This is a genomic window from Kitasatospora sp. YST-16 (assembly GCF_026802215.1).
GTDB lineage: Bacteria > Actinomycetota > Actinomycetes > Streptomycetales > Streptomycetaceae > Kitasatospora > Kitasatospora cineracea.
The window spans coordinates 2,825,223-2,844,305 of sequence record NZ_CP113837.1; the positions used below are offsets into that span (position 1 = coordinate 2,825,223).

A 19,083-nucleotide genomic window follows, 5' to 3' on the forward strand; every position below is an offset into this window, starting at 1 on the left:
CCGTTCCCCGCCGTCCGGTCCCTCCCACGATGCCATGCGGTCCGCCCGCGTCCCGGAGCCGCCCCCGGGACACGGGCCGGCCCGGCCTACTGCTGCATCAGGTCGGTGAGGGAGAAGACCTCGGAGGCGGCCGGGGCCGGGGTGGCCTTGACGCTGCCCAGGTCGCCGTAGGTGACCACGCCGGGGGTGCTGCCGCTGTCGGCCGTCAGGCTGGCGCTGGACTGCTGGACCAGCTCGCCCTTGCCGTTGACCCACAGGTCGACGGTGGAGCTGGAGCCCTTCTTCTTGAGCTCGGCCAGCACCTGGGCCTTGGTCGACGCGTCGAGCTGCATCTTGGCGACCAGCTCGTCCACCTTGATGTCGCTGCGGTAGTGGGTGGCGCTCTGGCCGGCCACCGTCTCGGTGCCGACCAGGGTGGCGTTCTGGGAGGCGGCGACCAGCTGCACCGACGGGTTCATCAGCTGCATCATCGAGGCGAAGGCGCCGGCCTCGTTGCCCACCGCGCCCGAGGAGTCCTTGGCGCTGAGCGACATCCACTTCTTGCCCTTGGCCACGGCGGCCATCTCGGGGGTGGCCCCGATGTACATCTGGTCGCCGGCGAACAGGACGTCGACCTGCTTGCCCTCCTGCGTGGTGTGCATGAGGAAGGAGGACGGGGACTTCCAGACGTAGTCGGCGGTGCCGTCGCTGCCGCCGCCCTTGACGGTCAGCTTGGCGCTGCCGGCCTTGTCCATGACCGCGGCCGCGGCGAGCAGGGCCTCCTTGGGGGCGAGCTTCGAGCCGCCCTTGCCCGCGCCGTCGGCCGCCGGGGCGGAAGCGGCCTGCGAGCTGCCGGAGCCCCCCGTCGAACCGGTCGAGCCGGAGCTGCTGCAGGCGGTCAAGGCGCCGAGGGCCAGACAGGCCACGGCAACGGTACGCAGTGCGCGCACGGAGGTCCCCCTCTAATCGGATTCTCATCCTGATGACGACCCTGGACTCTACCGAACCGCTCCGCCGCCCGCGCAAACCGTTTCCGAACGCCACCGGGCCCGCACCCCCGAAGGGGTGCGGGCCCGGTGAAGCGTTGACCGCGTGGGGAACTGACTCGGGGTCAGACCGCCGCCGGGTCCTCCTCGACGAGGAGGTTGCGGGTGCGGTTCGGGTCCACCTGGATGCCGGGGCCGATCGTGGTGGAGAAGGCGATCTTCTTGATGTAGCGGCCCTTGGCGGCGGACGGCTTGGCCCGGAGGACCTCGTCCAGCGCGGCGGCGTAGTTCTCGACCAGCTGCTCGTCGGAGAACGAGGTCTTGCCGATGATCAGGTGCAGGTTCGAGTGCTTGTCGACGCGGAACTCGATCTTGCCGCCCTTGATGTCGTTGACGGCCTTGGCGACGTCCGGGGTCACGGTGCCGGTCTTCGGGTTCGGCATCAGGCCACGGGGACCGAGCACGCGGCCCAGGCGGCCGACCTTGCCCATGAGGTCCGGGGTGGCGACGACGGCGTCGAAGTCCAGACGACCCTTGGCGACCTCGTCGATCAGCTCGTCGGAGCCGACGATGTCGGCGCCCGCGGCACGCGCGGCCTCGGCACGCTCACCGTTCGCGAAGACCAGGACCCGAGCGGTCTTACCGGTGCCGTGCGGGAGGATGACGGTGCTGCGGACCATCTGGTCGGCCTTGCGCGGGTCGACGCCCAGACGCATGGCGACCTCGACGGTGCCGTCGAACTTGGTGGTGGAGGTCGCCTTGGCGAGGCGGACGGCCTCGAGCGGGGCGTAGATCCGGGCGCGGTCGACCTGGGCGTCCGCGGCCTTGAGGGCCTTGCTGCGCTTCACTGCTGCTCCTGGTGATTAATGGAGTTCGTGGTAGTCGCGGGCCGCGCTGGGCCCTACCACGGGGGACGTACGGGCTGGTCAGCCCTCGACGGTGATGCCCATCGACCGGGCGGTGCCGGCGATGATCTTCTCCGCCGCGTCCAGGTCGTTGGCGTTCAGGTCGGGCATCTTGGTGGTGGCGATCTCGCGCACCTGGGCCGAGGTCAGCTTGGCGACCTTGGTCTTGTGCGGCTCCTTGGAGCCCTTGTCGATGCCCGCGGCCTTCAGGATGAGGCGCGCAGCCGGCGGGGTCTTCGTGACGAAGGTGAAGGAACGGTCGTCGTAGACCGTGATCTCCACCGGCACGATCATGCCGCGCTGCGACTCGGTGGCCGCGTTGTACGCCTTGCAGAACTCCATGATGTTGACGCCGTGCTGGCCGAGCGCGGGGCCGACCGGCGGCGCCGGGTTGGCCGCACCGGCGTTGATCTGGAGCTTGATAAGCCCCGTGACCTTCTTCTTCTTGGGAGGCATTTCTCTCCGGGTCCTTCCGAGAGGTGAGTGCTGATGCGCCCGGCCCCGGGGCGAAACCCGGCTGCCAAGGCACACATCGGACCAGGCTAACCGCTGAGGCGGCGCTGGACCAAAACGGTTCCGGGGCGGGGGCCTTCGCCCCCGCCCCGGAACCGGAGTACGTGGATCAGTTCTTCTGGATCTGGTCGAAGGAGAGCTCGACCGGGGTCTCCCGGCCGAAGATCTCCACCAGGCCCTTGACCTTCTTCGAGTCGGGGTTGATCTCGTTGATGGTCGCCTGCAGGGTGGCGAACGGACCGTCGGTGACGGTGACCGAGTCGCCGACCTCGAAGTCCAGCACCTGCACCTCGACCGGGCGCACCGGCGAGGCCTTGCCGGCCTCCTTGGCGGCGGCGCGCTCCACGTCGGGGGCGAGCATCTTGACGACCTCGTCCAGGGTCAGCGGGTACGGGTCGTAGGCGTTGCCGACGAAGCCGGTGACACCGGGGGTGTTGCGCACGACGCCCCAGGACTCCGGGGTGAGGTCCATCCGGACCAGCACGTAGCCGGGGAGCTTGTTCTGCCGGATGGTCTTGCGGTCGCCGTTCTTGATCTGGACGACCTCCTCCTGCGGAACCTGGGACTCGAAGATGTAGTCCTCGACGTTCAGCGAGACGGAGCGCTGCTCCAGGTTCTGCTTCACCCGGTTCTCGTAGCCGGCGTAGGTGTGGATGACGTACCACTCGCCGGGGGCGCGGCGCAGCTGCTCGCGGAACTCGGCGACCGGGTCGCTCTCGACCTCCTCGGCGGCCTCGGCCTCTTCCTCGACCTCGGCGGTCTCGACGTCGGCGGCCTCGGCCTCGTCCACCTCGTGCACGGCGGCGGTCTCGGCGGGCTCCCCCGCCTCCAGCTCGTCGGCGGCCTCGACCTCGTCCTCCTCGGCGTCCGCCTCGTCCACGATTTCCTCAGCGGTCTCGACGTCGGCGGTCTCGACGTCGGCAGCCTCGGCCGCGTCCAGCTCGGCGGCGACATCCGCCTCGCGGACGGTCTCGTCGGCGTCGTACAGGGGGGACTCAGACACGGTCGCTGCTTCTTTCCTGGTTGTGGAACGGATACCTCAACAGTACCGACTCAACGGTAGTCGCCCGCTGTCCTTCGCGCCGACAGCTCGACCCGGGCCGAAGGATTCGGCCCGGGTCGGGGTGAGGTATGCGGTGCGGGACCTGCGGGGTCCCGGCGGTTTTCTGCCGGATCGGACGTCAGCCGAAGATCCAGAAGGCACCCTTGGCGAAGACCCAGTCGAGGCCGGCGACCAGCAGCATCATCACGATCACGAAGGTCACCACGACGGTGGTGTACTGGATCAGCTGGCTGCGGGTGGGCCAGACCACCTTGCGGAGCTCGGCGATGATCTGGCGGTAGAAGATCGCGGTCCGGGCGAACAGGCCCTTCTTCGCCCGCTTGCCGGACTTCTTCCCCTCGCCACCGGACGCCTTGTTGGCCCGCCGGCGCTCGCGCCGGGAGAGCTTGCCGTCCTCGGCGGTCGCACCGTCCGCGGCGCCTTCGGTCCCCTCGGGGTTGCCGCTCTCAGGCGTTGCGGTGGAGCCCGTGGTCTCCGTCACTCGTCCTCACCTGAATCCGGTCCTGCGGAGGCCCGTGCCTGGTGCACGGGCTGTCCGGCGAAAGCTGTGCTGGGTGGGGCCCTCTCCGCATCAAGCCCGCTCGCTCTGCGGAGCGAACGGGCTTGGCACAGATCGAGCAGCAGGGCACGAGGGACTCGAACCCCCAACCGCCGGTTTTGGAGACCGGTGCTCTACCAATTGAGCTAGTGCCCTACGGAACCTCGCGGTTCCGGTGCGGCCCCCAACCTACCGCATCCGACCGGCCGTGTGGTGTACCCGGCCGAAGGATCCGCACTTCGGGAGCCATCGAGCAGTGAGTGTACGGGTTCTTCGCCGATTGGTCGAACCTCATTCACCGAGATCCACATTCGCCGACTTTCGACGCCGTCCGCCCGAGATCCTCCGGCTTCGATCGGCTTCCGCCCGAGATCGTCCGGGTCCGCGGGACGGTCGCTGGAACACCCCTGTACTCCTGCTGAAACCGCGATGCCCGCCGCCCGTGGGGTCTGGGAGCATTCAGGCATGAGCGCACCCACCCCCGAGAACCTGTCCCCCGCGAACCGCCGGGTCTCCGCCCGGGTCGGCGCCATCGCCGAGTCCGCGACCCTCGCCGTCGACGCCAAGGCCAAGGCCCTCAAGGCCGCCGGGCGTCCGGTGATCGGCTTCGGCGCCGGCGAGCCCGACTTCCCGACCCCCGGCTACGTCGTGGACGCCGCCGTCGCCGCCTGCCAGGACCCGGCGAACCACCGCTACACCCCGGCCGCCGGCCTGCCGGAGCTGAAGGCCGCGATCGCCGCCAAGACGCTGCGCGACTCCGGCTACCAGGTGGACGCCTCGCAGGTGCTGGTGACCAACGGCGGCAAGCAGGCGATCTACAACGCCTTCGCCGCGATCCTCGACCCGGGCGACGAGGTGATCATCCCGGCGCCGTACTGGACCACCTACCCGGAGGCCGTGAAGCTGGCCGGCGGCACCCCCGTCGAGGTGCTCTCCGACGAGACCACCGGCTACAAGGTCTCGGTGGCGCAGCTGGAGGCCGCCCGCACCGCCAGCACCAAGGTGGTGCTGTTCGTCTCGCCGTCCAACCCGACCGGCGCCGTGTACACCGAGGCCGAGGCCGAGGCGATCGGCCGCTGGGCGCTGGAGCACGGCCTGTGGGTGCTCACCGACGAGATCTACGAGCACCTGGTGTACGGCGACGCGACCTTCACCTCGCTGCCGGCCCTGCTGCCCGAGCTGGCCGACAAGTGCATCGTGGTCAACGGCGTGGCCAAGACCTACGCCATGACCGGCTGGCGGGTGGGCTGGCTGATCGGCCCCAAGGACGTCGTGAGCGCGGCCGCCAACCTGCAGTCGCACGCCACCTCGAACGTCTCCAACGTGGCGCAGCGCGCGGCGCTGGCCGCGGTGGCCGGCGACCTGTCCGCGGTGGACGAGATGAAGACCGCGTTCGACCGCCGCCGCCGCACCATCGTGGCGATGCTGAACGAGATCGAGGGCGTGCTCTGCCCCGAGCCGGAGGGCGCGTTCTACGCCTACCCGTCGGTGAAGGGCCTGCTGGGCAAGGAGATCCGCGGCAAGCGCCCGCAGACCTCGGCCGAGCTGGCCGCGCTGATCCTGGACGAGGCCGAGGTCGCGGTCGTCCCCGGCGAGGCCTTCGGCACCCCCGGCTACCTGCGGCTGTCCTACGCGCTGGGCGACGCCGACCTGGTCGAGGGCGTCAGCCGGATGCAGAAGCTGCTGTCCGAGGCCCGCGACTGACGGTCCGTCACGGCCGCCCCCCCGCACCTCACCCCTTCGGGCGATGTGCGGGGGGCGGTTCCTGTTCCGGGGGGTTTTGCGGCAGGATCGGTGAATGGATCGCCTGCGTGATGTCCGGAGCCTGCCGAAGGCCCATCTGCACCTGCACTTCACCGGTTCGATGCGCCCCGCGACGCTGCTCGAACTCGCCGACAAGCACGGCATCCGGCTGCCCGAGGCGCTCAGCTCCGAGCACCCGCCCAAGCTCCGGGCCACCGACGAGCGCGGCTGGTTCCGCTTCCAGCGGCTCTACGACACCGCCCGCTCCTGCCTGCGCGACGAGTCCGACATCCGCCGGCTGGTCCTGGAGACCGCCGAGGACGAGCGCGCCGACGGCTCCCGCTGGCTGGAGATCCAGGTCGACCCGACCTCGTACGCACCGCTGCTCGGCGGCCTGACCCCGACCCTGGAACTGGTCCTGGACGCCGTCCGGGAGGCGTCCGAGGCGACCGGCGTCGGGATCCGGGTGCTGGTCGCGGCGAACCGGATGAAGTCCCCGATGGACGCCCGGACGCTGGCCCGGCTCGCCGTCCGGTACGCCGACCAGGGCGTGATCGGCTTCGGCCTGTCCAACGACGAGCGCCGCGGCCTGGCCCGGGACTTCGACCGGGCCTTCGCCATCGCCCGCAACGGCGGGCTGATCGCGGCCCCGCACGGCGGCGAGCTGGCCGGGCCGGAGTCGGTCCGGGACTGCCTGGACGACCTGGGCGCCGCCCGGATCGGCCACGGCGTGCGCGCCGCCGAGGACCCGCGGCTGCTCCAGCGCCTCGCCGACCGGCAGGTCACCTGCGAGGTCTGCCCGGCCTCCAACGTCGCCCTCGGCGTCTACGACAGCCCCGAGCAGGTGCCGCTGCGCGCGCTCTTCGAGGCCGGCGTCCCGCTCGCCCTGGGCGCCGACGACCCGCTGCTGTTCGGCTCCCGGCTGGCCGACCAGTACGCCCTGGCCCGCGAGTCGCACGCCTTCACCGACGCCGAGCTGGCCGAGCTCGCCCGCCAGTCGATCCGCTCCTCGCGGGCCCCCGAGCACGTGGTGAAGGAACTGCTCGGCGAGGTCGACGCCTGGCTGGTGGAGGAACCGGTCTAGTGCCGACGGCGACGTCGCCGGGTGAGGGCGCCGGTCGCCGCGGCGAGCAGCCCGCCCGCCGCCAGGGCGCCGACCGCGACCAGGGCCACCCCGACCACGAACAGCCCGTCGCCCTCCCCGGACCAGTCCGCCCAGGCGGCGCCCGTCAGGCCCGCCGTGCTGCCCGCGACCGCGGCGCGCGCCCGGCCCCGGTGCGCCGACCAGCACACCGCCGCGCCGACCGTCAGCACCAGGCCGAGCACCTGCCACCCCTCGTACGGACCGGACACCGTGCCGTCCGGGGCGACGTCCCGCTCCCCGTCCCACCCCAGCCAGGCGGCCCAGGCCAGGACGGCGGTCAGCAGGGGCAGCAGCAGGGGTGCGCGGTCCGCGGTCGTCGCTCTCACCGGCCGAGCGTCCCGCACCCGGGGCGCGGCCCGACAGCGCGCGGGTACTCAGCCGCCGGCTGAGTACCGGCCGCACCGCCCCCGGGGCCTCAGAGGCTGACGCCCACCATCACCGGCTCGTTGACCAGTTCCACCCCGAACGCCGCCCGGACGCCGTCGCGGACCTCGCGGGCCAGGGCGAGCAGGTCCTCGGTGGTCGCCGAGCCGCGGTTGGTCAGGGCGAGGGTGTGCTTGGTGGAGAGCGTCGCCGGGCCGCTGCCGTGGCCCTTGCGGAAGCCCGCGTTGTCGATCAGCCAGGCCGCGGAGGTCTTGGTGAGCCCCTCCCCCGCCGGGTAGGCCGGCGCCCGCAGGTCGCCCAACCGGGCGGTGAACGCGGCGAACTGGGCGTCCGTCAGGACCGGGTTGGTGAAGAACGAGCCGGCCGACCAGGTGTCGTGGTCGGCGGCGTCCAGCACCATGCCCTTGCCCGCGCGCAACCGCAGCACCTCGGCGTGCGCGTCGCCGAGCTTGACCCGCTGCTCCGGCTCGACGCCCATCGCCCGGGCCACCTCGGCGTACTTCACCGGCGAGGACAGGCCGCCCTCGTCCGCGAGCCGGAACCGCACCCGCAGCACCACGTACCGGTCCGGGTCGGCCTTGAAGCGGCTGTGCCGGTAGGAGAAGGCGCAGTCGGCGTTGGCCAGGGTGACGCTCTCGCCGAGCAGGCGGTCGTACGCGACCACCTCGGTGATGCTCTCGGCGACCTCCTGCCCGTACGCCCCGACGTTCTGCACCGGGGTGGCGCCCGCCGAGCCGGGGATGCCGGCCAGGAACTCGAGGCCGGCCAGTCCGGCGGCGACGGTGCGGGCCACCGCGTCCGACCAGACCTCGCCGGCCGCCAGTTCCAGCAGCGTCCCGTCCAGGGCGAAGCCCTCGGTGGCGATCCGCAGCACCGTGCCGGGGAAGCCGGCGTCCCCGATCACCAGGTTCGACCCGCCGCCGAGCACCAGCAGCGGTTCCCCGGCCGCGTCGGCGGCCCGCACCGCGGCCACCACCTCGGCGTCCGTCCCGGCGGTCACCAGCCGGCGGGCGGGGCCGCCCAGGCGCAGCGTCGTCAACGGGGCCAGCGGCGCATCCATCTGCTCGATCACCGCCCCAGCGTAAGCGAGATCCGGCCCGCCCCCGGCCACCGGGCCGGTGCGCGGGGCCGGATCGCACGGGCCCCGGAGCGGGCACTACCCGGCTTCGGCGAGCCGGCGGCGGGCCTCGGTCCAGCCGGGTTCGGCCGCGCTCTGTGCCTCCCAACTGGCGAACGCGGAGCGGGCCATCACGGGGCGGAGCGCGGTCATCGCCTGCCGGTGCGGCCCGGAGCGGACGAACGCGGCGAGCGCCTCCTCGTCGCTCCAGCTGGAGAGCACCCAGAAGGTGCGGCGCAGCGGTGCGGCGCGCAGGGTGACGCCGAGCGCGCCGGGGGCGCGGCGGGCCCGGTCGCGGACCTTCAGCGACTGCCGCAGGAAGCCGGGGACGTGGCGCAGTCCGCGGACCTGGAGTTCGGCGGCCATCACCACGGGCCGGGCCGGTGGCCGCTGCGCGGCGGGCCCCGGGGTCCAGGGGAGTGTCATGGCGAGCACGGTCGGTTCCTCCTCGTGCGGTGGCGGGTGCCGGGCCGGTCAGGACCGGCCGGCCAGGACGGGTTCGGGGTCGGCTCCGGCGGCGGTCCGCATGCCGTGCCGCCGGGGGACGAGCGCGGCGGCGACCGCGCCGGCCCCGATCGCGGCGGCGCCGACCAGCAGCGCGGCGGTGAGCCCGTCGGTGAAGGCCGCGGTGCTGCCGTAGCCGCCGCGGGCGGAGAACACGGCGGAGAGCACGGCCACTCCGAGCGCGCCGCCGACCTCGCGCATCGCGTTGTTCGCGCCGGAGGCGATGCCCTGTTCGGCGGGGCGGACGCTGGCCATCACCAGGTTGGCGGTGGGGGCGAAGTAGAGGGACATGCCGATGCCGCAGACCATCAGGACCGGGACCTGCTGCCCGTACCCGGCGGAGTGCTGGGCGAGCAGGGCGATCCCGAGCAGGCCGAGGGCCTGCAGGACCAGTCCGGTGACCACGATGGGGCGGCCGCCGATCCGGTCGGTGAGCAGCCCGGCGACCGGGGCGACCAGCAGCGGCATGGCCGTCCAGGGGAGCATCCGGACGCCGGCCTGCTCGGAGCTGTAGCCGTTGACGCCCTGGAAGTACTGGCTGATCAGGAAGATCGAGCCGAACATGCCCAGGTACATCAGCAGGCTGGCGGCGTTGACGGCGCTGAACGCCCGGCTGCGGAACAGCCGCATCGGGAGCATCGGCCGCTGCGCCCCGCGGATCTCGTACCCGACGAAGGCGGCCAGCAGCAGGGCGCCGCCGGTCAGCGAGCCGAGCACCAGCGGGTCGGTCCAGCCGTCGGGGTTGCCGCGGACCAGGCCGAGGACGAGGCCGAACAGTCCGGCGCTGACCAGTGCGGTGCCGGGGAGGTCGAGGCGGGGGTGCTCGCCGCGGCTCTCGCCGAGCACGGCGCGGGACAGCGGCAGCAGCACCAGGCCGACCGGGACGTTCACCCAGAAGATCCACTGCCAGGAGAAGTGCTCGGTGAGGCTGCCGCCGATCAGCGGGCCGGTGGCGACGGCCAGCCCGGCGACGCCGGACCAGATGCCGAAGGCCATGCCGCGCCGGGCGGCGGGGACCGCGACGGTGAGCAGGGTGAGGGTGAGCGGCACCATCACCGCCGCGCCGGCGCCCTGGACGGCGCGGGCGGCGATCAGCGTCCCCATGTCGGGGGCGAGCGCGGCGGAGGCCGAGCCGAGGGTGAAGACGGCGAGTCCGGCGACGAACATCCGGCGGCGGCCGAAGCGGTCGCCGAGGGCCGCGCCGAACATCAGCAGGACGGCGAAGGTCAGGGTGTACGCGCTGACCGTCCACTCCAGGTCGGCGAGCGCCCCGCCGAGGTCGGTGCGGATCGCGGGGAGCGCGGTGGTGACCACCAGGTTGTCGAGTCCGGCCATGAAGCTGGCGACGCTGACGACCACCAGGGTCCAGACGGCTTGCCTGTTCATCTTCTCTTTCCCCCAAAGGTTGTGATTGATCAATAACTTTCACGGGCCGAAAAAAGGGCGCGCCGCCGTCCCCGGCGGAGCGCCTCAGCCTTCCCCGGCCTCCTGCGCGCGGGGCCCCTCGAGCCCGGACCAGATCCGGTGGCCCGCCGGGTACCCGAGCGCCACCAGGGTGTTGATCAGCATGCCGTGCGCCATGAACCCGGTCGCCGCCTCCTGGTCGCCGCCGATCCGCTCCCGGACCCGCTCGAACAGCCGCATCCAGCCCTCCCGGGCCGCCTCCCCGATGCCGTGCTCGCCGGCCGACTCCGCCGCGAACACCGAGACGTAGATCTGCATCTGCATCATGACCTGCTCGCGGTCCGCGATCAGGTCCAGGTACGCGGCGCCCATCGCCTCGCACGCCGCCTCCCCGGTCAGGCCCTCCGACGCCCGGTCGAAGACCCGCCAGGTCTCCTCGATGCAGTGCTCGGCGGCCGCCTCGAAGATCGCCTGCTTGTTGGGGAAGAGCCGGAACAGGTACGGCTGCGAGACGCCCACCCGGCGGGCGATCGCCTCGGTGGACGTCCCCCGGTACCCGCCCCGGGCGAACTCCACCATGGCCGCCCGGACGACGCTCTCGCGCCGCTCCTCGGCGGACATCCGCATGCTGTTCCTGGCCATGCCCCCCAGGTTAGTGATTGGCCAATAACTTTGGCAAGCGGACCGGTGGGGCGCGTTCCGGGGGCCGGGCCCCCGGAAACCGCACCCCGCGGGCGCTCAGCCCAGCCGGACGACCGCCCGGGCCATCCCGAGCACCTTCTGCCCGCCGCTGGTCGCCACCAGGTCGACCCGGACCCGGTTGTCCTCCAGCAGCGCGGCGACCTTCCCGGTCACCTCGACGGTGGCGCCGACGCCGTCGTTGGGGACGACCACCGGCTTGGTGAAGCGGACGCCGTACTCGACCACCGCGCCCGGGTCGCCGACCCAGTCGGTGACCACCCGGGCGGCCTCGGCCATGGTGAACATGCCGTGCGCGATCACGTCCGGGAGGCCGACCTCCAGGGCGAACTTCTCGTTCCAGTGGATCGGGTTGAAGTCCCCGGAGGCACCGGCGTACTGCACCAGCGTCGCCCGGGTGACCGGGAACGACTGCGCCGGCAGCTCGGTGCCGACCTGGACCTCGTCAAAGCGGACCGTCACGGTCACTCCTCCCCGGCTTCGGCGGCGCGCGCCACCAGCGTCATGATCGACGTCACCACGTGCTCGCCGCCGGCGTCGTCGACCTCGCCGCGGACGGTCAGCACGTCGTTGCCCGCCAGCGACTTGATCGCGTCGATGCTGATGGTGACCGAGAGCCGGTCACCGGCCCGCACCGGGCGGGCGTAGACGAACTTCTGGTCGCCGTGCACCACCCGGCTGTAGTCCAGCCCGAGTTCGGGGTCGTTCACGACCTGCGCCGCGGCCCGGAAACTCAGCATGAAGGGGAAGGTCGGCGGAGCGATGACGTCCGGGTGCCCGAACGCCTTGGCGGCCTCGGTGTCGGTGTACGCCGGGTTCGCGTCACCGATCGCCGCGGCGAACTCGCGGATCTTCTCCCGGCCCACCTCGTACGGTTCGGTGGGCGGGTAGGTCCGCCCGATGAACGAGGGGTCGAGCGGCATGGGGGCAACTCCTCTGGTCGTGCGTCCGGCCCGGCGTCCGGCCCGTCATGCAGAAATGACTCCAGGCCGCTCCCCGTGGTGGGGTGCGGCCTGGAGTCGAGGCAAAGTCAGCGGGTTTCGCGGTGCGCCGTGTGAGAGTTGCAACGCGGGCAGTGCTTCTTCATCTCAAGACGGTCCGGGTCGTTACGCCGGTTCTTCTTGGTGATGTAGTTCCGCTCCTTGCACTCCACGCAGGCCAGCGTGATCTTCGGGCGGACATCGGTGGCAGCCACGGGAGTGCCTTCCTTGGACAACGAATAAGAACACAGACAAGAGTAGCCGATCGGGAGTGATCCCCCGATCGACTACGCGGGGTAGCGGTGACCGGACTTGAACCGGTGACACAGCGATTATGAGCCGCTTGCTCTACCAACTGAGCTACACCGCTTTGATGATCGGAACCCCGCCGAGGCGAGGAACTCTTCACCAGAGCCCCCATGCGGAATCGAACCGCAGACCTTCTCCTTACCATGGAGACGCTCTACCGACTGAGCTATAGGGGCGAACGAGGAAGAGATTACACGGTTCCGGGCCAGAGGTGAAATCCGTATCCGCGCCGGATCTCCGCAGGTCGGCGGGCCCGTACTGACGGGCCGTCACCCGACACCCGTTCGACCCCCGCCGCAACCCGGGCCCGCCCGACACGTCCCGACACGTCCTGGCGGCCCGCATCCACCGGTCCCCGCCGAGCGCGGCCTAGGCTCGACCGTCAGTGATCCCCCGCGCGGCCGCCCACGGCCGCACGGGCGCGCCGCCGGCCGGCCCGCCCGCACCGGGCCCCGGAGCCGCCGGGCGGTCAACGGGACTGGAGGAGCGGGCCGATGAGCGAACCCACCGAGGGCGCCCAGCCACCGCCCGCCAACCCGCTCGGGCACGGGCCGGTGCTGCTGCTCACCGGCGCCCGACTGCTGGACGGCCGGGTGGTGGACGTCCGGATCAGCGGGGACCGGATCCAGGCCGTCGGCACCGTCGGCAGCCTCGGGCCGCTGCCCGCCCTGCCCGGGCAGCCCACCGTCACCACCGGCGCCCGGATCGACCTCTCCGGCTACCTGCTGCTGCCCGCCCCCGCCGAACCGCACGGGCACCACGACAGCGCGTTCGCCGCCGCCCTGCCCGAACCCGCCCCGGACGGCCCGGCCGAACTGGTCCGCCGGGCCACCGAGTCCGCGCTCACCTCGCTCGGCTACGGGGCCACCGCCCAGCGCACCCACGTCCGGATCGGCGACGCGCACGGGCTGCGCCGGCTGGAGGCCGTCCTCACCGCCCGCCAGGCGCTGCGCGGGCTGGCCGAACTGCAGGCGGTGGCGATGCCCCGGCTGCTCACCGGCCGCGCCGGGGCCGACGGCCGGGCCCTGCTGCGGGACGCCCTCAAACTCGGCGCGGACGCGGCGGGCGGCTGCCCCGACCTCGACCCGGACCCGGTCGGCTACGCGCAGGCCGTCCTGGACGCCGCGGCCGAGGCGGACTGCCCGGTCGACCTGCACACCAACGCCGCCGACCAGGCCCAACTCGCCCGACTGGTCGCCGCGCTGGCCCCGCACCGGCCCCGGGTCACGCTCGGCCCGTGCAGCGCGCTGCCGCCCGGCGGCGCGGGCGTGCTGGCCGGCGCCGGCATCCGGGTCGCCTGCCTGCCGCAGAACGGCGGCTGCACCGGCCTCGAAGGCCCCCCGATCGGCCTGCGCCCGTCCCTGGTACGGGAGTTCGCCCGCGCCCGGGTCGCCCTCACGGCCGGCGCCGGAGCCCTCCGCGACCCCTCCAACCCGGTCGGCCGGGCCGACCCGCTGGACGCCGCCCGCCTGCTCGCCGCGAGCGGCGCCCTCTCCCCCGAAGCCGCCTACGACGCCGTCTCCGCCCAGGCCCGCACCACCCTCGGCCTGCCCCCCGTCCGGGTCGACGCCGGCTTCCCCGCCGAACTCCTCGCCGTCCGCGGCGACACCCTGGACGGCGCCCTCTCCGGCGGCCAGTCCCGCCTGGTCGTCCACTGCGGCCGCATCGTCTCCCGCACCAGCGCCGTCCGCGAATTCGCCGACACCGTCACCCTGGCCCTCCCCCGCCAGAACCACCCGGGCTGAGCCGCCCGGCCCGCGGCAACGAAAGAAGCCCCTGAGCTGCGTTTCCGCAGCCCAGGGGCTTCTTCACTATCCGGTGGCTGGTGCAGGGTTCGAACCTGCGTAGCTTGCGCGACAGATTTACAGTCTGCTGATCGCTCTCAACCCTGGCCTACTCTGCCCAGCACCGAAGCCCCGAGCGTCGCTAGGGGGGAGCAGTCCGGTCCGCATACGGTCCGGATCAAGATCGCCCTCCCGCGCGATTGGCGGCACCGCCTACCAACTCGGCCTGGCCAACAGTGGGTTCGATCTTGGGGCGTCAGGCTGTGGCAGACCCGACCCGAACCTCCACCAGTCGCGCGCTTGCCGTGGCATGATCCACCCATGCCAGCCCAGGATGACGTTCGTGAACGCCACATGGCAGCACTGTTCAACCTTACGGTGCTGCCCGATCGAAAGCGGGGAGATGTCGACGCTCATCTCCATCTCCCCGATGGCAGTGTGCTCGACTTTGAGCTGAAGTCGACCACAACGGGGAAATCTATCTCCACCGTCCGAGATTTCGGCCCAAGGCATGTTGAAAAATGGCGGAACATGCATTGGCTTTTCGGAATCTTCGATGATCACTCAGTGAACATGATCCGCTGCCACTATGCGTCGCCCGCACATATGCAACAGTGGGTTGACGCCCAGGTGGATTATGCCCAGCCGGATATAATTCTAGGCAAGTACGCCCCCCTGGGCGTAACTATGGAATCTGTCCACGAGCTCTTCGGGGATCGGGAATTTTACACCCGCAAAGAAGCCGAGTCCGTGATGAAGCGGAACTGGTCGGTCTCACAGTACGCCGCCGCGTCCGACCATCCCGATGGATACTCTGGCACCGCAATGCTCGAGATCATGCGCGCGCGCTGCGAGTACGTCATGTCGCGAGGTGCCACTAGAAATAACCCTCACATCGAGGCATGGCGTATCCGTCAGTTCCCGGAAATCTCCGCGGAGCACGCACAGACGCTCCGAAGCCTCACTCGCCAGTTTCTTCAGACAGCGGCGGATACAGAGCAGGCAACGGCGTAGGCCAGTGGCGGCGGAACCGCATTTCCGATCTGCCCTAGAGCCATATACGTGGCTCCCACAAAGGGCCAGTCCTGAGGGAATCCCTGGATAAGAGCAACATCGGGGATGGACAAGCGGAAATGGCCGTTCTTTGCCACGAACGAGCGCGCTGCCTCCCTAGAGGCAGCGACTCCGTTCGGCCAAATCTCCAACGTCTCGAATCTCTTCTGGGCTGCAACGCTGTTCAGGATCGAGGTCGTGTGCCGAGGGCCAGTCAGTCCACTTCGGATAGTCGGCGACAAGTCATCGACACCAATATCCGGCAATCCGAGCGCTTCTCGAAGGCCCATGCACCGTTGGATATCACTGTCGAGCGGAGCTTCACCCCAGAAGTGACTAGGCGAGGGTGCGTTCCAGCGCTTCAAGGATCGCTTGTTGCGGAATCCAACAAAGAACACCCGGCGACGGACCTGTGGGACGCCGAAATCGCTAGCTTGAAGAATCACACGACTAATATGGTACCCAGGAGAAAGCGGCGCAATAATCCGCTCCTTCACATACTCGGAAAACTTGACTCCGGCAAGCGCTGGGACGTTCTCCCCGACGAATGCGACTGGGTTGATCTCCTTGACGGCTCGAACAAATTCTGGCCACATATCGCGTTCGTCGAGATGGCCACGCTGTCGACCCGCGTTGGAAAATGGCTGACAAGGCGGCCCTCCATGGAGGATATCGACCTTCCCTCGCCATTGCTTGAAATTTGCCCTCCGAACATCCCCATCGGCGCCACCATGAACTTCCCAGTCCGGCCTTGCCTTCTGGAGCGTCGCCGCGGCATCTTCCATGATTTCGTAGGATGCCATGTGCTCAAAACCTGCACGCTCAAACCCAAGATCAAGGCCTCCGCCACCACTGAAGAGTGAGAGCGATCGAAGCCCTGAGGCGGGCCTTTGCGGCATCAGACTGAACGGGTCGAGACGAGGGAAATTGATCTCATGAAGTGGCTCTGGCCCCTCGCCGGCAAGGGCTGACTGGCGGGCACGCCGGGACTCCTGCGACATCCTACGGAACCGCTCACGCTCGGTTGCTGTCAGCTCGCGAGGCTGGTGAAACGGCGATGTCGACGGGATCAAGCTGGGCACGACGGTGTCGTCTGCAGTGACGTCGTCGAGGGTCTCTGCAAACAGACCTGCCTGCCGACCGGTGTTCTTGGGCATGCCGTGAAGCTTACGAGACTGAGGGTGGTGCTGTCAGCTGGGTGAGGTGATGCCAGGTGCGCGCCGCGTGACGGGCGCGGCACTCTCGGGGGCAACCGGGCACGTCACGAGGGCGGTGGAGCGGTTTTGGCCGGTGTCCTGCCTGGTCTGGGTCCGAGCATGATCGGGGGGCCGTAAGCTGTTGCGACTCGGTCAGGGCTCTTTGGGCCTGACCGCAATTTGGCCGAGTGGCCCCCCGGTCTTGCTCGGTGCGGGGCCCGGTCCTGGCAGGTGGGTAAAACCGTGGAGCCGCCCGCCCCAGCCACGACGGCGCGTTGGGCCGCAACCACCTACGACCGTCTGTCCGCCGTGCGCGGCCGGCCGCCGCCTCGCCCGGGCGAAGACAAGGGCGGGGGCGAGCGGATGGGCCGCGCCCCGGGCGCGAAGCGCCCTTGAACCCGTAGAGAAGAGTTTTACGCACTCCCTCCACCACCCCCTGATCACTTCCCTTGCCCCCTGTTGACCTGGCCCGACCGTCCGTATGCTCGGCTGGTTCGGCTGACGTCGCGTCACATCGGGGGATCATGGATACGGTTACACAGCTCGTCACAATCGCGGCTGTGCTGCTGGGTGGGCTGAGCACCTACGCGACGAATCAGCTCGTGGAGCGCAGCAAGCGCCGGGACTCGCTCCGGGTCCGCTGGGACGAGAAGAAGCTCGACGCCTACGTCGAGTACGTGGGCAGCGTCCGGTCCTGCATCTACGCCTCTGTCCTGGCCTACGAGGTCACGCACTCGATCCGCGACATGCCGAGGACGGAGCACGAGCTGCTGATGGACCTCACCGAGGCCGAGGGCCGGCGCGCGCTCGCCTTCGAGCGGCTGATGATGCTGGCCGGGGACCGGGTGATCGAGTCGGCTCACGCCGTGAACGCAGCCGCGCTGGCGATCGACTGGCGGGCCCGCCGGCTGGTGGACGGGCCCCTTGAGGAGTGGAGGGCCCTCCATACGGAGATCTTCCGGGCGATCAACGTCTTCCACGAAGTCGCCCGCGCCGACCTCGGAGTGTCCGGCGGGTTCGTCGGCGACCAGCACACCGCCCGCGGCCTCATCCTCCCTGAGCAGAGGGAGAGTTCGGCCGAGCAGTAGCCAGTCGGAAGACAGCGAACGGCCCCGGCGGCAAGGTCTCCCTCGCTACCGGGGCCGTACTGGTCAACGGACAGGCATCAGGCGCCGTCGAACCGCCATGCGTTCAGGGCGGACAGGGCTTCGGCCCGCGCCTCGATCACCGCCATCCGGGACTCCCACTCGGTCTCCAGCACGTGCGCGGCCTGGCTGGTGCTCTGCCCCGGCCACTTCCGGTAGAGCAGCCCGGTGTCGGCGACGAACCACCCGCGGCTGACGGCGTCCAGCGCCATCAGCAGCCCGGTGTCCTCGGAAGCGGGGAGCGCCATCCAACCGCCCAGCGCCAGCACCAGATCGCGCCGGGCGCACAGCGTGGCCGGATGAACCTGGGCCCGGTAGTTGTGGGCCTTCCAGTGCTGGAGTACTTCGCCGCGCTCGATCGGGCCTTCGGGCGGGTCCTGGTCGAAGCCGACCGTGCGGCCGTCCGGCAGGAGATCGAGCACCCGGGAGGTCGTCCACGCCACGTCCGGCCGGCTGGTGAGCACCGCAAGGTCTCGGGCCAGGGCTCCGGGGGTCAGCATGTCGTCCGCGTCCAGCACCTTGACGAACTCGCCCGTCGCACGGGCCAGGCTGATCGTGCGGGCCATGCCGGCGCGGCCGTGGCGCCCCTGGCCGAAACTGATGCGCGGGTCGTCCGGGACGTGCGGCGCTACCTCGTCGGTCTCGCCGTCCTCCTGGATCACCCACTGCCAGTCCCACCCGACGGGCAGGTCCTGTTCCAACAGCGACTTGTAGGCGTCGGCCAGGAACTTCGCCGCCGGGCCGTGCACTGCCGTGATGACGCTGACGGTGTTGGCCATGCTCACCACCTCTCCAGCTTGGTCGTGTAGACCATCTCGGTGCGGTCGCCGGGCAGGGTCACGTCGGAGACCTCCACCACGCGGTCCGTGGTGTCGTACGAAGTCTTCCGGAGCAGGACCACCGCGACACCGACCGGTAGGCCGAGTTCTTCGGCTTCCTCGGGCGTCGGGGGCCGGGCTCGGAAGGTCTCCACGATGCGGTCGAGTTCGATCCCGAGCGTGTGGAGCTGGTTCTGCGTCCCGCCGGGCCACGGTTCGCAGTCTTCGCGCAGCAGGTCCGGGTTCGCCGAGACCAGGTCGAGCGGGAGGTAGGAGCGAACGAGGTTGAAGGGGTGCCGTTCCTGGCTGTACCTCGTCCGGTACTCGCGCCTGAGCAGGTCGGTTCCCTCCGGAACGCCGAACTCTGCGGCCAAGTCCGCCGTCGCCGGCACCGTGTCGTACTTCGCCTGGAAGGCCAGGTCGTCCACCGTCAGGCCGGTGTCGTGCTCGGTCGCGCCGGTGCTCTTGCGGACGCCCTCCGGCTGGCGGGCCCGGTCCTTCTCCCACTGGTGCCGCTCGTTGCTCCGGGTGACCTTCTTCGGCTGCCGGCGGACGAACGTCCCGCGACCGTGCTGCTTCTCGACCAGCCCCTCGGCCTGGAGCACTCCCACGCCCTGGCGGACCGTCGGCACGCTCACGTCGTAGTGCTTCGCGAGCTGCGATTCGGCCGGCAGCTTCTCGCCGGGGGCCAGCTCGCCGCTGGCGATCTGCTGCCGCAGATCGGTGGAAATCCGCTCGTACTGGTTGGCCATGGGGCCGTCACCGTCCTGTCGTGGTCTCCCGAACATCTTAAGTCCTCAAGAGGAGTTGACGACTAGC

The 19,083-nt window shown here is 70.6% G+C and carries 21 protein-coding genes and 3 tRNA genes; 5 read left to right on the plus strand and 19 right to left on the minus strand.

Annotated features, from left to right (window positions below):
• Window positions 1-86: 86 nt before the first annotated feature.
• The 6 genes from OU787_RS12720 to OU787_RS12745 form a co-directional block, all read right to left on the minus strand.
• Entirely contained in the window at window positions 87-929 is an 843-nt protein-coding gene (locus OU787_RS12720) for a hypothetical protein (protein WP_268659377.1), read from the minus strand.
• 161 nt (window positions 930-1,090) lie between these two features.
• Entirely contained in the window at window positions 1,091-1,813 is a 723-nt protein-coding gene (gene rplA, locus OU787_RS12725; protein WP_014136322.1) for a 50S ribosomal protein L1, read from the minus strand.
• 78 nt (window positions 1,814-1,891) lie between these two features.
• Complete coding sequence (rplK, locus tag OU787_RS12730; protein ID WP_030457453.1) at window positions 1,892-2,326, minus strand: 50S ribosomal protein L11; 435 nt, start codon at window positions 2,324-2,326, stop codon at window positions 1,892-1,894.
• Between the two features lie 166 nt (window positions 2,327-2,492).
• Window positions 2,493-3,386, minus strand: coding sequence for a transcription termination/antitermination protein NusG (nusG, locus tag OU787_RS12735; protein ID WP_268659378.1), 894 nt, complete (start codon window positions 3,384-3,386; stop codon window positions 2,493-2,495).
• A gap of 178 nt (window positions 3,387-3,564) precedes the next feature.
• On the minus strand, window positions 3,565-3,927 hold the full coding sequence (gene secE, locus OU787_RS12740) for a preprotein translocase subunit SecE (protein ID WP_030457455.1): 363 nt from the start codon (window positions 3,925-3,927) through the stop codon (window positions 3,565-3,567).
• Between the two features lie 140 nt (window positions 3,928-4,067).
• Window positions 4,068-4,140 (minus strand) — tRNA-Trp (locus tag OU787_RS12745).
• Window positions 4,141-4,449: 309 nt separating this feature from the next.
• On the opposite strand from OU787_RS12745, the gene OU787_RS12750 reads away from it, so the two are divergent.
• Window positions 4,450-5,688 (plus strand): pyridoxal phosphate-dependent aminotransferase, encoded by a 1,239-nt coding sequence (locus OU787_RS12750; protein WP_268659379.1) that lies wholly within the window; start codon window positions 4,450-4,452, stop codon window positions 5,686-5,688.
• A gap of 94 nt (window positions 5,689-5,782) precedes the next feature.
• Window positions 5,783-6,811 (plus strand): adenosine deaminase, encoded by a 1,029-nt coding sequence (locus OU787_RS12755; RefSeq protein WP_268659380.1) that lies wholly within the window; start codon window positions 5,783-5,785, stop codon window positions 6,809-6,811.
• On the opposite strand, the gene OU787_RS12760 is transcribed toward OU787_RS12755, so the two are convergent.
• From OU787_RS12760 to OU787_RS12805, 10 genes are all read right to left on the minus strand, one after another.
• The gene (locus OU787_RS12760; RefSeq protein ID WP_268659381.1) at window positions 6,808-7,197 is read right to left on the minus strand and encodes a hypothetical protein; all 390 of its coding nucleotides are present in this window, start codon (window positions 7,195-7,197) and stop codon (window positions 6,808-6,810) included. The genes OU787_RS12755 and OU787_RS12760 overlap by 4 nt on opposite strands.
• Window positions 7,198-7,286: 89 nt before the next feature.
• The gene (locus OU787_RS12765) at window positions 7,287-8,327 is read right to left on the minus strand and encodes a UDP-N-acetylmuramate dehydrogenase (RefSeq protein ID WP_030462153.1); all 1,041 of its coding nucleotides are present in this window, start codon (window positions 8,325-8,327) and stop codon (window positions 7,287-7,289) included.
• 84 nt (window positions 8,328-8,411) lie between these two features.
• Complete coding sequence (locus tag OU787_RS12770; protein WP_268659382.1) at window positions 8,412-8,798, minus strand: antibiotic biosynthesis monooxygenase family protein; 387 nt, start codon at window positions 8,796-8,798, stop codon at window positions 8,412-8,414.
• A 48-nt stretch (window positions 8,799-8,846) separates the two neighbouring features.
• Window positions 8,847-10,262, minus strand: a complete 1,416-nt coding sequence (locus OU787_RS12775) for a DHA2 family efflux MFS transporter permease subunit (RefSeq protein WP_107066626.1) — start codon at window positions 10,260-10,262, stop codon at window positions 8,847-8,849.
• A gap of 84 nt (window positions 10,263-10,346) precedes the next feature.
• On the minus strand, window positions 10,347-10,922 hold the full coding sequence (locus OU787_RS12780) for a TetR/AcrR family transcriptional regulator (RefSeq protein WP_268659383.1): 576 nt from the start codon (window positions 10,920-10,922) through the stop codon (window positions 10,347-10,349).
• Between the two features lie 96 nt (window positions 10,923-11,018).
• Window positions 11,019-11,447, minus strand: a complete 429-nt coding sequence (locus OU787_RS12785; RefSeq protein WP_030904773.1) for a MaoC family dehydratase — start codon at window positions 11,445-11,447, stop codon at window positions 11,019-11,021.
• Window positions 11,444-11,902: a MaoC family dehydratase N-terminal domain-containing protein gene (locus OU787_RS12790; RefSeq protein ID WP_030462148.1), complete on the minus strand. Its 459-nt coding sequence runs from the start codon at window positions 11,900-11,902 to the stop codon at window positions 11,444-11,446. Before OU787_RS12790 ends, OU787_RS12785 begins: the two co-directional genes overlap by 4 nt.
• 107 nt (window positions 11,903-12,009) lie before the next feature.
• A complete protein-coding gene (rpmG, locus tag OU787_RS12795) occupies window positions 12,010-12,174 on the minus strand; it encodes a 50S ribosomal protein L33 (RefSeq protein ID WP_006604855.1) in 165 nt (54 codons plus the stop codon).
• A gap of 82 nt (window positions 12,175-12,256) precedes the next feature.
• Window positions 12,257-12,329, minus strand: a tRNA-Met gene (locus OU787_RS12800).
• 42 nt (window positions 12,330-12,371) lie between these two features.
• A tRNA-Thr gene (locus OU787_RS12805) sits at window positions 12,372-12,444 on the minus strand.
• Between the two features lie 318 nt (window positions 12,445-12,762).
• On the opposite strand from OU787_RS12805, the gene OU787_RS12810 reads away from it, so the two are divergent.
• Both OU787_RS12810 and OU787_RS12815 read left to right on the plus strand, forming a co-directional pair.
• Window positions 12,763-14,013, plus strand: a complete 1,251-nt coding sequence (locus tag OU787_RS12810; protein WP_030462147.1) for a hydrolase — start codon at window positions 12,763-12,765, stop codon at window positions 14,011-14,013.
• A 360-nt stretch (window positions 14,014-14,373) separates the two neighbouring features.
• Window positions 14,374-15,066: a hypothetical protein gene (locus tag OU787_RS12815; RefSeq protein ID WP_268659384.1), complete on the plus strand. Its 693-nt coding sequence runs from the start codon at window positions 14,374-14,376 to the stop codon at window positions 15,064-15,066.
• Here the strand turns inward: OU787_RS12815 and OU787_RS12820 are convergent.
• Window positions 15,030-16,262 carry a DNA cytosine methyltransferase gene (locus tag OU787_RS12820; protein ID WP_268659385.1) on the minus strand — a complete coding sequence of 411 codons (1,233 nt, stop codon included), beginning with the start codon at window positions 16,260-16,262 and terminating at the stop codon, window positions 15,030-15,032. The two genes, OU787_RS12815 and OU787_RS12820, sit on opposite strands and share 37 nt — an antisense overlap.
• A gap of 599 nt (window positions 16,263-16,861) precedes the next feature.
• Between OU787_RS12820 and OU787_RS12825 the strand changes: the two genes are divergently transcribed.
• Complete coding sequence (locus OU787_RS12825) at window positions 16,862-17,389, plus strand: hypothetical protein (protein WP_327059373.1); 528 nt, start codon at window positions 16,862-16,864, stop codon at window positions 17,387-17,389.
• 77 nt (window positions 17,390-17,466) lie between these two features.
• On the opposite strand, the gene OU787_RS12830 is transcribed toward OU787_RS12825, so the two are convergent.
• Together OU787_RS12830 and OU787_RS12835 are read right to left on the minus strand one after the other, a co-directional pair.
• Window positions 17,467-18,225: a glycosyltransferase family 2 protein gene (locus OU787_RS12830; protein ID WP_268659387.1), complete on the minus strand. Its 759-nt coding sequence runs from the start codon at window positions 18,223-18,225 to the stop codon at window positions 17,467-17,469.
• Window positions 18,226-18,227: 2 nt separating this feature from the next.
• Window positions 18,228-19,016 carry a GntR family transcriptional regulator gene (locus OU787_RS12835; RefSeq protein WP_268659388.1) on the minus strand — a complete coding sequence of 263 codons (789 nt, stop codon included), beginning with the start codon at window positions 19,014-19,016 and terminating at the stop codon, window positions 18,228-18,230.
• Window positions 19,017-19,083: the final 67 nt, after the last annotated feature.

Coding starts and splice junctions, on each gene's coding strand:
- rplK (WP_030457453.1), bottom strand. CDS start 2,326: ATGCCTCCCAAGAAGAAGAAGGTCACGGGGCTTATCAAGCTCCAGATC.
- OU787_RS12750 (WP_268659379.1), top strand. CDS start 4,450: ATGAGCGCACCCACCCCCGAGAACCTGTCCCCCGCGAACCGCCGGGTC.
- OU787_RS12755 (WP_268659380.1), top strand. CDS start 5,783: ATGGATCGCCTGCGTGATGTCCGGAGCCTGCCGAAGGCCCATCTGCAC.
- OU787_RS12770 (WP_268659382.1), bottom strand. CDS start 8,798: ATGACACTCCCCTGGACCCCGGGGCCCGCCGCGCAGCGGCCACCGGCC.
- OU787_RS12775 (WP_107066626.1), bottom strand. CDS start 10,262: ATGAACAGGCAAGCCGTCTGGACCCTGGTGGTCGTCAGCGTCGCCAGC.
- OU787_RS12780 (WP_268659383.1), bottom strand. CDS start 10,922: ATGGCCAGGAACAGCATGCGGATGTCCGCCGAGGAGCGGCGCGAGAGC.
- OU787_RS12790 (WP_030462148.1), bottom strand. CDS start 11,902: ATGCCGCTCGACCCCTCGTTCATCGGGCGGACCTACCCGCCCACCGAA.
- OU787_RS12810 (WP_030462147.1), top strand. CDS start 12,763: ATGAGCGAACCCACCGAGGGCGCCCAGCCACCGCCCGCCAACCCGCTC.
- OU787_RS12815 (WP_268659384.1), top strand. CDS start 14,374: ATGCCAGCCCAGGATGACGTTCGTGAACGCCACATGGCAGCACTGTTC.
- OU787_RS12820 (WP_268659385.1), bottom strand. CDS start 16,262: ATGCCCAAGAACACCGGTCGGCAGGCAGGTCTGTTTGCAGAGACCCTC.
- OU787_RS12830 (WP_268659387.1), bottom strand. CDS start 18,225: ATGGCCAACACCGTCAGCGTCATCACGGCAGTGCACGGCCCGGCGGCG.
- OU787_RS12835 (WP_268659388.1), bottom strand. CDS start 19,016: ATGGCCAACCAGTACGAGCGGATTTCCACCGATCTGCGGCAGCAGATC.